This is a genomic window from Janthinobacterium sp. GMG1, from assembly GCF_034427795.1.
In the GTDB taxonomy this organism is placed as follows: Bacteria; Pseudomonadota; Gammaproteobacteria; order Burkholderiales; family Burkholderiaceae_D; genus Janthinobacterium.
The window spans coordinates 1-687 of record NZ_JAXQNT010000040.1 but is presented as its reverse complement, the minus strand read 5'-3'; the positions used below and the strand labels follow the sequence as shown (position 1 = coordinate 687).

Genomic DNA, 687 nt, shown 5'->3' with positions numbered 1-687 from the left:
TGTGGCCTCCAGGGTCTTGACGCGCACGGCGCGCCAGCGGTAATACAGCTCCATGTGCTTGCTCAGCAAATCACCTTGCTTGGCCAGCTCGGTGGTGTATGCTTCCCAGGCGCTGGCAAGCTCTTGACTGACCTGGAAGTCATCTTGTACCGTTACATCCAATTCACTGAAAGGTTTCAAAGGCACGCCCTTGAGGCGCGCCTCCTTGAACATGTGCGCCAGCGGAATCTGCGACAACAAGGCTGCTTGTCCGCCGCGCCCCTTTCCCTGCTCCCCCGGACCATAACCACCTCCCACGTCGGAGTGCACGCCAGGAAAATATATTTCCTTGATATTCCCTTCCAGGCGCGTAACGGGAAAATTCATGCGCTGCTCATGCGTGGCAATGTAATGCAGACCTGCATGGACGCAGCGAGGTAGCGGCTTGAGCAATTCATTGGCCCAGGCCCAATGGCCATCGAACATCGCACCAGGCGCGATCGTGGTTTTCGCCACCGACCCCGAACTGCCCACGGTTGCCACCGTATCAAAGACGCCAAGAAAATCGATGCTGGCAGGGATCCCGGCAAACTTCTGCACCTCACCTTCGCGTGGCGTGAGCAAATCGGCAAACAGCTGGCAAAACGCTACCGCCTCGGCGGCGCCCCGCGAAAAACCGAACACGGACAGGGTCAGCGATGGGATATG

The 687-nt window shown here is 58.4% G+C and carries 1 protein-coding gene; it reads right to left on the bottom strand.

Annotation, left to right across the window (positions count from 1 at the left end):
* Nucleotides 1-663, bottom strand: a 663-nt coding sequence (locus SJI03_RS28785; protein ID WP_322429455.1) for a phospholipase effector Tle1 domain-containing protein, incomplete at its 3' end; no start/stop codon positions are given.
* Nucleotides 664-687 lie beyond the last annotated feature (24 nt).